8 protein-coding genes and 1 pseudogene are annotated in these 10560 nt (G+C 59.7%); 8 read left to right on the top strand and 1 reads right to left on the bottom strand.

What is annotated here, in order from left to right; all coding sequences use genetic code 11:
• Positions 1–109: pseudogene (locus ACR0AG_RS21855) on the bottom strand (TAXI family TRAP transporter solute-binding subunit); the annotation flags it as partial.
• Positions 110–316: 207 nt separating this feature from the next.
• Here ACR0AG_RS21855 and ACR0AG_RS21850 point away from each other — a divergent pair.
• The 8 genes from ACR0AG_RS21850 (at position 317) to ACR0AG_RS21815 (ending at position 10557) form a co-directional block, all read left to right on the top strand.
• A complete protein-coding gene (locus ACR0AG_RS21850) occupies positions 317–2707 on the top strand; it encodes a sensor histidine kinase (protein ID WP_480842735.1) in 2391 nt (796 codons plus the stop codon).
• Positions 2704–3333, top strand: a complete 630-nt coding sequence (locus ACR0AG_RS21845) for a response regulator transcription factor (RefSeq protein WP_480842733.1) — start codon at positions 2704–2706, stop codon at positions 3331–3333. Before ACR0AG_RS21850 ends, ACR0AG_RS21845 begins: the two co-directional genes overlap by 4 nt.
• 169 nt (positions 3334–3502) lie before the next feature.
• The gene (locus tag ACR0AG_RS21840) at positions 3503–3916 is read left to right on the top strand and encodes an MbcA/ParS/Xre antitoxin family protein (protein WP_480842731.1); all 414 of its coding nucleotides are present in this window, start codon (positions 3503–3505) and stop codon (positions 3914–3916) included.
• On the top strand, positions 3913–4611 hold the full coding sequence (locus ACR0AG_RS21835; RefSeq protein ID WP_480842729.1) for an RES family NAD+ phosphorylase: 699 nt from the start codon (positions 3913–3915) through the stop codon (positions 4609–4611). Before ACR0AG_RS21840 ends, ACR0AG_RS21835 begins: the two co-directional genes overlap by 4 nt.
• A gap of 396 nt (positions 4612–5007) precedes the next feature.
• Positions 5008–5964, top strand: a complete 957-nt coding sequence (locus tag ACR0AG_RS21830) for an ABC transporter permease (protein WP_480842727.1) — start codon at positions 5008–5010, stop codon at positions 5962–5964.
• A gap of 34 nt (positions 5965–5998) precedes the next feature.
• Positions 5999–7090: a substrate-binding domain-containing protein gene (locus tag ACR0AG_RS21825; protein ID WP_480842725.1), complete on the top strand. Its 1092-nt coding sequence runs from the start codon at positions 5999–6001 to the stop codon at positions 7088–7090.
• Between the two features lie 10 nt (positions 7091–7100).
• Entirely contained in the window at positions 7101–9692 is a 2592-nt protein-coding gene (locus tag ACR0AG_RS21820) for an ATP-binding cassette domain-containing protein (protein WP_480842723.1), read from the top strand.
• On the top strand, positions 9679–10557 hold the full coding sequence (locus tag ACR0AG_RS21815; RefSeq protein ID WP_480842721.1) for an SMP-30/gluconolactonase/LRE family protein: 879 nt from the start codon (positions 9679–9681) through the stop codon (positions 10555–10557). The genes ACR0AG_RS21820 and ACR0AG_RS21815 overlap by 14 nt, the downstream gene beginning before the upstream one ends.
• Positions 10558–10560 lie beyond the last annotated feature (3 nt).

The raw sequence follows: 10560 nt of genomic DNA, 5'->3' as shown, positions 1-10560 counted from the left end.
AAACCCCCGTAACACCCCCCGTGCCAATCGTTATAAACTCCTCCGCATAAACCGCAGGAGCCATAAAGGCTGCGGCTGCGAACGCTGTGATTGAGATTTTGTTGAACACTGTGACACTCCTGTTGTCAGTCTTTTTTGATCGTTTTGAGAATGCCTGATCTGCCCAAAACGCAGTTTCGGAATCAGCCACCCAGATGAGGAAGAACAAAGCGAAACCAATCAATGGGTGTCTATACGGTAGATTACGTATAAACTTGGATGTTAGGCGCGGGTATTCTGCCCCGCACCCCTGATACAAGACCGTCTGGACACTGGATTGGACACCACAGCACAACAGGATTTCCCCCGGGATCAGGCCGAACCCGCACGCCGGCGCAGATCGCTGCGCGCGACGCTGGCTTTGTGTCTGGCAGGGCTGCAATTTGTGGCCGTGTTGTCGGTCACGCTGTCAACATTTGTAAGTTCGGAAAACGCCCTGCTGCGGCAATCGCGCATTTCGCTGAACGAGGTCAGCGTCAATATCATCGGGCAGGTCAAAAGCTTCCTGAACCCGGCGCGGCAGGTACTGGATGCCACCAGGCGGCTGGCCGAAAACGATGTGCTGGACATCAACGATATCGCCGCGCTGGAAAGCCATTTCTTTCAGCAATTGCAGGTGGCGCCGCAACTGGCCGGGATTTATCTGGCCGATGCCAGCGGGCGTTTTGTCTATGTCATGCGCGCGGAAGAACCCGGTCGCTACAGGACCAAAACCATCCCGCCCTTCCCCCCCGAGCTGACGGAACATCCCGCGGATTTCCAATGGCGCAACGACCGGTTCACCCTGCTGGACACCGCAGAGACGCAAACCGACACCTACGAGGCACGCACCCGGCCCTGGTTCAGGATGGTGAGTGACGCAAAGGCTCCGATCTGGACACAGCCCTACATCTTTTACACAACCCGCCAGCCGGGGATCACCTATGGCGTACCGGTGTTGGATGAGGCTGGTGAGATCCGCGCCATTTTGGGGGTCGACATCCAGATCGATGCGCTTTCGGGGTTTTTACTGGATATCTGGTCGGAACGGCGCGGCGCAGCGCTGGTGCTGAACGAAGACGGCTCTGTTCTGGCGCATCCCACATTGGTGCTGATCGATCAGGATGCGGATTTTGACAATCCAGAACTGCCGATGGTGAACCAGATCGACGATCCGTTGGCCCGTCAGGCTTTTGGCCTGGTCGCGCAATCGGGACATACCCGGATCGCAGGCCCTGTTCATACCGATTTCGAGCGGGGCGGGCAGGATTATGTCGCCATGCTGATCAATGTCTCTGAACCCGGGCTGAACTGGCTGATCGGTCTTTATGCGGCCGAGGACAATTTCATCGGTGAAATCAAGAAGAACCGCGTGCAGGGCATCTGGATCGCCCTGTCGATCGCGATCCTGACCGGTGCTATCGGTCTGGCGCTGGCCGACCGCATCTATGCCCCTGTGCGATCCTTCGCCAGCCAGACGCGGCGCGTTTCAAGCGGCGAAATCACTCCGGAAGAAGGCCTGCACAGCCCCTATCGCGAATTGGAAGATACGGGCGCCACGCTGGCACAGGAGGTGCGGCAAAGACAGCGGTTCGAAACGGCCTATGGCCGCACATTCGATCTGGCCTCGCGCGGGATGGCGCAGATCTCGCCCGAGACCGGACGGTTCGAGAGGGTGAACGAACAGCTTTGCGACATCATGGGTTATCAAGCGCAGGAGCTGGAGGCGATGACCCTGGCCGACACCTTGCCCGAGATTGGGCAGCATATCGCGGTAAAGTTCCGCGAGACCTTGCTGCAGGATTCCGAGTTCATCGCGGAACATCAGTTTATTCGCAAGGATGGCTCGCCCATCTGGCTGCGGGTCAACGCGATCCTGATCCGGGATGAGAAAGGCGTGCCCGATCATGCCGTTGCCATCATCGACGATGTCAGCGACCGCAAACAGGCCGAGGATGAGGCCAGCCGCCTCAGCCGTGATCTGTCGCATGTGGCGCGGGTGAACCTGATGGGCGAGATGGCGTCAGGTCTGGCGCATGAACTGAACCAACCGCTGAGCGCAATTTCCTACAATGTGGACGCTGCAAAGATCACGCTTGAGGAAATTGGCGATCCCGACCCTGAACTGGGCCAGATTCTCACAGATATTGACCGCCAATCGCGCCGCGCCGGAGACATCATACACGCTTTGCGCGATGTCGTTCGCAAGGATCGCGGGCGGCAAGCCCCTTTCGAGCTGAACGAGCTGATCCGGCAGACCGTCACGTTGATGGAAGCCGAAGCCAAATTGCATGACATCAAGCTGCACTATGCCGAGACCACGCTGCCACCGGTGATCGGCAACCGAACGCAGATTGCACAGGTGCTGGTCAATCTTCTGCGCAATGCTATCGACGCGCTGGCACGCGATCCGTCCGAGGCGGACCGGGTCTCGATCTCGACACAGATCGCACAGGATGTCGTCGAGGTGCAGGTCGAGGATAATGGCCCTGGTATTGGCCCCGATGTGACGCTGTTCAACAAATTTGATACCCAAAAAACCGATGGCATGGGGCTGGGTCTGTCGATCTGCCGTACCATCGTCAAAGCAAACGGGGGGCAGATCTGGCACGACCCGGCAGGCAGCGTGGGCGCACGGTTCTGCTTTACCCTGCGCCGCGGCGATCGCCCCGACAAGGAGGCATCATGACTGCGTTGACCGTTTATATTGTCGACGACGATGATGATGTGCGCATCGCCCTTTCGCGGTCACTGGGCAAGCGCGGCATGTCGGTGCTGCATTACCCGGATGCCCAGAGCTTTCTGGATCAGGTCGACAGCGATGCCGCAGGTTGTCTGATCCTTGACTATGGCATGCCTGGCATGGACGGGCTTGAGCTGCAGGATCATCTGGTACAGCAAAACTCGACCCTGCCGATCATCTTTATCTCGGGCCATGGGGGCATTCCGGAATCTGTTCGTGCAACCAAGGCAGGTGCGATCGATTTTCTGGAAAAACCGTTCGATCTGAGCGTTCTGATCGAACGGATCGAAGCCGCCGCCGAGGTCGGCGCACAGCTGCGCGCCGAAAAAGCGCGGCAGCAGGAACTGGCGGATAAGCGTGATCTGCTGACCGAACGCGAAGAGCAGGTTCTGCACCACATCCTGACCCATCCCGCCCGCACCTCAAGCAAAGAAATCGCTGCCGAGCTGGGCATCAGCCCACGCACGGTCGAAATCCATCGCGGGCGCATCCAGCAAAAGGTCGGGGTTAAGACCACCATCGAGCTTTATGAGCTGTTCGCCAACCAAAGCAATTTGGCACCCTCACACTAGCGCGCTGAAAAGGGTGATTGTCGCCGGAAAACCCTTGGTCAGCAGGTGCTTCACTTTGGTTTCGACCGGGGAGGCATTCCTTTGCCTTGCGTGTGTTGAGTTATCTCCGATGACTTGACATTTGGCGAAAGATTGCCATATATATGCCAATTGGCAAAAGGACCTTACGATGTTACAACCCATTCCTCACATTCCGGCTGCGCCTGATCTGTCGCTCATTACGGCAGAGGAATCAGGGGCATTGGCGCGCGCAACGGTTCGTTTGTTTGAACAGTGGCAGCTTTCCGATCTGCAAGCCCTAGAGCTGCTGGGTGGCATGGGTGCGCGCACCTGGGCGCGGTGGAAAGCAGGTGACATTGGCCGCATTGACCGCGATCTGGCCACACGTATGAGTATCCTGATGGGCATCCACAAGGGCACCCGCTATTTGTTCACCGACAAAGCCCGCAGCTATGCCTGGATCAAGAAACCCAATCAGATCTTCGACGGCGCGAGCGCCCTGGATATCATGATGCGCGGGTCGATATTTGATCTGCAACGCGTACGTGCCTACCTCGATGCCGAACGCGGTGGCCCCTGGTGATCGAAAGTATTCCCAAAGTGCAGGTGACATGGCCGCAAGCCCACCGCATCATCCGCACGATCTTTCCTCCGATCGATCTATTTGAAGACCTTGCAGACCCCGCCGATTGGGAGGCGCTTGCCTCGGCCGAAGCCAAGACCAATCCGCGCGTCATGGAAGACATCGGCAACTTGGGATTGGTCCCTGTAGACCGACGTGTCGGAGGCGACGGTGCCACATATCTCATGGCCCCATTTGTGCATGTGTCCACCGATCGGCCAGGCCGGTTCACAGACGGAAGCTATGGGGTTTTTTCCGCCGGAGACAGCGAGGAAGTGGCGATCCGCGAAGTGGCCTATCACCATGCGAACGTCATGAAATCCACCAAGGAGGAGCCCGGCTGGACCTCTCAGTTTCGCCGCCTTGTCGGCGCGTTGGATACGGTTTTGCGCGACGTTTCGGATGTCTCGAATATTTGCCATCCCAATGATCTGACTGTCGGCCAGGAGGTGGGGCGGCAATTGCGGGCAGCCGGGTCCGACGGGGTTCTCTATCCAAGTGTTCGATCCCCCGGTGGAACCTGCGTGGGGCTTTTCTGGCCCAACGTCATCACAGGGCCGCTTGTTCAGTCGAGCCACTATGATTTTCACTACGATGGCAACATCGTCGACCGGATCCGGCGGCATGACGATGGCCAGATTTTTTCGCTGATATAAGCGGCCTCGCTGACAACCGCAGTGGGTTTGACGCAATTTGAAGGCGGTCCAACCAATTTCAGAACGCGCCAAGCATGGGTCTTGGCTGCTTTTTTTACCCCAAATCGTCCGATAGCTAAGTTTGCCGGGATCGATCATTGCGGTCCCGTGCTTTCCATTCAAACGTTCAGAAACGCACACAGACAGACACACTTCGGCCCTTGAGTTGGTTTCATCCGGTTAAAATTTTTAATAATCTGATTAATAAAAAATTTTAACCATATTAAAACTGAGAGCGAGGGTCTTCACGGAGTCGCCGGATTCTCCGGCAATACCTGTAACGGCATGGGCCACACGAATGGTGTGCGCTGGCTGGGGCACTGATCACCGCGCATCCCGAAGTGAGACAGGAACGTCATGAGTACCGCAGATCACATCGTGCGCCGCGCCCTGGGTGAATTTGGCGCTGTCTGGATCGCAGTCGCCGCGCTGTATGTCGTGGCCGGGCTGATCTCACCTGCGATGTTTCAGGCGTCTCAGGTGATCAACATTCTGCAAGTGGCATCGTTTCTTGGTGTCGTGGCTCTGGGACAGGTTGTCGTCGTCCTGACCGGCGGCATCGATCTAAGCCAGGCAGGGGTTGTCACGATGACCAACATCCTTGCCACAAGCCTGATGCTGGGGCAGCCCGAGAATATCGCGCTGGCCCTGGCGGTCTGCATTGCGGTGGCTGCGCTTTCTGGGCTGATAACGGGGCTTTTGATCACTGTGGTGGGGATCACGCCGCTTGTGACCACGCTGTCCATGAACTCGATCCTGTTTGGTGCGGCGCTGGTCTATACCGGCGGTGCGCCGCGCGGTGAGGCTGCGCCCGCCTTTGAAGCGCTTGGCACCGGCTCGGTGCTGGGCATTCCTGCGCCCACGCTCATCTGGATCGCGCTGGCCTTGTGCCTATATGTCCTGACACGCCGCACCGTATTCGGGCGTTGGCTATATGCCTGCGGGGCGAACCCCAGTGCGGCACGCATGATGGCAGTTCCGATCGAACGGGTAACCGTGGCGGCCTATGTTCTGTCTGCGCTGATGGCGATGGCGGGCGGACTGTTGCTGACAGCTTATGTCGGCTCACCGTCGCTAGGGATCGGAAACCAGTTTCTGTTCACCTCGGTTGCCGCGGTCGTTGTTGGCGGGGCCGCCCTGACGGGCGGGATCGGCGGCATCGTGGCAACTGTCGGCGGCGCGATCTTCATCACCGAACTTTCCAGTTTTACCAACATCATACGCGTCTCGACCGGGACGCAATACGTGATCCAGGGAACCATCATCATAGTCTCGGTGGTTCTGTACCGGCGATTTTCGGCAGGTGCCCGATAGGGGCACCGGACCATTCATCAGGGAGGAAATTCAAATGACCATGTTCAAGACAACAGACAGACGGCAGATTCTCAAGATGGGCGCCGGGTTGGCGGCGCTGGGGGCTGCGGGACAAGCTGGTTTGATCCTGCCCGCCGCCGCGCAAGAGGGCGTCACACTCAATCCTGTGGGCGATATGGTGTCGGGTGTGGCCAAGGATGGCCCATACCGCATTGCCTTTTCAAACGGGTTCTCGGGCAATTCGTGGCGGGCGATGGCAATCGCGGCGCTTGAGGCCGAGGCCAATGCCACCCCAGAAATCGAAGAGTTCGTAGTGGTCGACGGCCAAGGCGATATCAACAAGCAGGTCAACGATATTGAAGGTCTGATCAACCAGCAGTTCGACGCCATTCTTGTCATCGCCAATTCGGGGGCCGCCGTTGCGCCGATCCTGGGCGAGGCAACCGCCGAAGGCATTGTGACCGCGCCGTTCAACCTGCCGGTGGATGGGGAAAACTGGTCGACCTATGTCGGTACCGACCCCCAGACAAAGGGCGCGACGCTGGGTAAATGGCTCTCGGATCGGCTGGGTGGAACCGGCAAGATCGTCGCCCTGGGCGGGTTGCCCGGCAACTCCTACACCGCCGCCGGATGGGCCGGCGCGCAGGAGGCCTTTGCCGACGGGATCGAGGTTCTGGCTTTCCGTGATGCCCATTGGGAAGAAGACCGCGCCAAGGTGATCATGGCCGATCTGATCACGGCCTATCCCGAGATCGACGGTATCTGGTGTGACGGGGCGCAGGTGGGTGCCGGGGCGACCAAAGCCCTGTTGGACGCAGGACGTCCGCTGGTGCCCGCGACCGGGGATGACTATAACGGCATGCTCAAGCTCTATCATGCGCATAAGGCAGACCATCCCACCTTCGACATCGGCCTGATGAGCGAGCCCACCTGGCAAGGTATCTTCGCCTTGCGTGCCGCGGTCGCGCTGCTGTCGGGCAATGAGGTGCCCAAGCAGCAAATTCTGGCCCCCCAGATGATCACGGCGGATAATTATCAGCAATATATGCGCCCAGATCTGCCCGATGGGGTGTTTACCGACACTCAGCTGACGGATGCCGAGTTGAAGACGATCTTCAACCTCTGACCGGCTGAGCATGTTTGACCTGTCCAAAGCCCCGCAGGGCGTCCTTCTGTCGGTGCGCAACATCGACAAAAGGTTACCGGGCGTTCACGCCCTGCGCGATGTGTCGCTGGACGTATCCGCAGGACAGGTGCATGCGGTTGTCGGGGAAAACGGGGCTGGCAAATCGACGTTAATGCGATGCCTGTCCGGGGTGCATCCACCCGACAGCGGCACGATTGTACTGGATGGGCAAGAGGTGACATTCGCTTCGCCCTCGGCGGCGCTTTCGGCTGGCATTGCGATGGTCTGGCAGGATACACGGCTTGTGCCCACGCTGGATGTCGCATCGAATATCTATCTGGGGCATGAACCCGGCGGGTCGGTTTTTGTCGACCGCTCCGAGATGATCCAGGCCGCGCGCACGCTGCTGGAACGGATCGGGTCGGGCGTCGACCCAAGGGCAATCGCTGGCGATCTGACCCGCGCCGAGATGCAGCAGGTCGAGATTGCCCGCGCTCTGTCGCGTGACGCGCGCGTGCTTATTCTGGACGAGCCCACATCGGCACTGACTCCGGCTGAAACCGAAGGGTTGTTTCAACTTGTTGACGTGCTGCGTGCTGAAGGGCGGGCGATCCTTTTCATCTCGCACCGGATGCCCGAGATCATGGCCCATTCCGACATGGTCACGGTACTGAAGGACGGCGCAGCGGTGGGCAGCGTGCGCACCGCCGACACCACCCCGCAGGCGCTGGTGGCGATGATGGTGGGGCGCGAGATGGGGCTGGTCTTTCCCGATCGCGCCACGCACCCGGGCGCGATTGTCTTGTCGGTTGACGCTGTGCGCACATCCCGGCTGGCCCCGGATGCGCCCGGCCTGAGTTTTGAGGTCCGGGCCGGTGAGGTTGTGGGGTTCGGGGGTATCGAAGGATCGGGCCAGCAGGCAGCAGCGCGGGCCCTGTTCGGTCTGAACGGCCATGCGGGTTCAATCTCGGTCAATGGCCAGCCTGTCCAGATAAATGCGCCGGTGGACGCGTTGCGGTCAGGTATCGTCTATGTCCCTGCCGACCGTCGCGCCGAAGGATTGTTCCTGCCCCATGGTATCCGCGAAAATGTTGCCCTGCCCAACCTGCCCAACATGTCCCGCGCCGGTCTGATCCAATCGGCAACCGAACGTTCTGAAGTGACGCGCGCCACCGACCGGCTTGCGGTGAAGGCCCCCGATATTGAAACCCATGTGGCAAAACTGTCCGGCGGCAATCAGCAGAAAGTGGTCTTTGCCCGCTGGCTGGTCGGGGATGCGCCGGTGGTGATTTTCGACGAGCCAACCCAAGGCGTCGATGTCGGCGCGAAACAAGAGATTTACCGCATCATCCGGTCTATCGCCGCAGATGGGGCTGCGGTGATCGTGATCTCTTCGGACCTGCCGGAATTGATCGGCCTTACGGATCGTATTCTTGTCTTCAACGACGGCGCGATCGTGAAAGAGCTGCCGTCGGCCGATTGTACCGAAGAAGATGTGATCGGTTCGGCCCTGACGCAAGAACAGAGCACAGCGCCCCTGCCCGAGGGAACAGAGCCTGTTGCGGGTCGCGCGGGCCCTACCCGCCCCGGCCAGTGGACCCAGCGCTATGCGCCTGCGTTGATCCTGGCGGTTCTGGCCTTGGGGTTGATTGCGGCGGCAACAACGGTTGCGCCCTATTTCCTGACACCGCGCAATTTCGGTTCGATGGCCGGGCAGTTGGCCCCGGTGGCACTGGCCGCGCTGGGGCAAATGGCGACCATTCTTCTGGGTGGCATTGACCTGTCTATCGGACCAACGATCAGCCTGGTTACAGCCGTTGCGTCTTACCTGTTGTCACCCGAATCCGGGCTGCCGGTCGGGATCGGTCTGCTTGCCTGTATCGCGGTTGGGGGCGCCGTGGGGTGCCTGAACGGCTTTCTGACCACAATCATGCGGATCCCCGATCTGGTGGCGACTCTGGCCACCTTCACGATTGTTCAGGGGTTGGCGCTGATTGTCCGCCCCTCCCCCGGCGGTCGCGTGGATCCTGAAACCGCGGCCATGATCACCGAGCGCATCGGTCGGATGCCGGTTGCGTTTCTGCTGGTTGTGGTGGCGTTCATCGCCGTCGAGATGCTACTGGTCCGCGGCCGCTTGGGCGCGCGCTTCTATGCGGTCGGCTCAAACCCCGAAGCCGCACGCGCGGCAGGGATCGCAGCGGATCGGATCCGATTTGCCGCCTACGTGTTTTCCGGAACCATGGCGGCGCTGGCCGGTTTGATGATCGCAGCACGGATCGGGTCGGGCGATCCGCAGGCAGGCACCACATTCTCACTGGCCTCGGTAACCGCAGTGGTGATCGGCGGCACCTCGGTCTTTGGGGGTATTGGAACGGCGATTGGCACATTTTTCGGCGCGGTTCTGATCATTTTGATGCAGAACATCCTCAATCAGGTCCAGATCAACGCATATTGGCAATATGTCTGGACCGGCGTTCTGACCCTGATTGCGGTTGGCGCACATTCCTTCCGCTCTGCTGAACGGCGGGCGCAGATGCGAGGGGCGCTGAAAGGCCTTGTGCGCCGCCACAGACAAAGGGAAGCGAAGAATGCCAAAGGATGAGATACGCGTCGCAGCCAAATGTGCCAACACACTGGGCGAAGTGCCTTTGTGGGATGTCGCCACGCAAACGCTGTGGTGGACTGACATCGAAGGCCGCATGCTGTTTCGTATCACGCAGGATGGCGGCGACATAATATCGGTTTCCCTGCCCCAACGGCTGGGTTCCTTCGCGCTGCGTCAGGGGGGCGGTCTGGTCTGTGCCTTCGAAAGCGGCTTTGCCTTCTTCGACCCCGGCAGCGGCGCGATCGACTGGATCGCACAGCCCGAGGCGCATATTCCCAGCAATCGTTTCAACGATGGCAAAGTCGACCGGAAGGGGCGCTTTTGGGCGGGCACGATGGACGACCGCCTGAAAGACCGCACTGGCGGCCTCTATCGTCTCGATGGCGATCTGAGTGTTCACAGCATGGAAACCGGGATCGGTATTTCGAACGCGCTGTGCTGGTCGCCCGAAGACAATGCGTTTTTCTTTGCAGATACCGCCCAGCAACAGATCTGGCGCTATCGTTATGACCCTGAAACGGGCCAGATCACGCAGCGGCAGATATTTGCCGATACGCGCGCACAACCGGGCCAGCCCGATGGCGCAACAGTTGATTCCGAAGGGTTTCTCTGGAATGCCCAATGGGACGGATGGCGACTGGTGCGCTATGCTCCGGATGGGCGGATCGACCGGGTGGTCGACCTGCCGGTTCAAAAGCCAACCAGTGTCATGTTCGGAGGTGCAGATTTGAGAACGCTATATGTGACGACGGCCATCTGGGATCTGACCGGTGACGCGCTGGCGCAACAACCGCTGGCAGGTTCGGTTCTGGCGTTGGATGTGGGCGTTGCGGGCTTGCCCGAAACCCGGTTTGCCGGGTGATCT

This window comes from Ruegeria sp. H6, from assembly GCF_056532975.1.
This window is presented reverse-complemented; position numbering and strand designations above follow the sequence as displayed.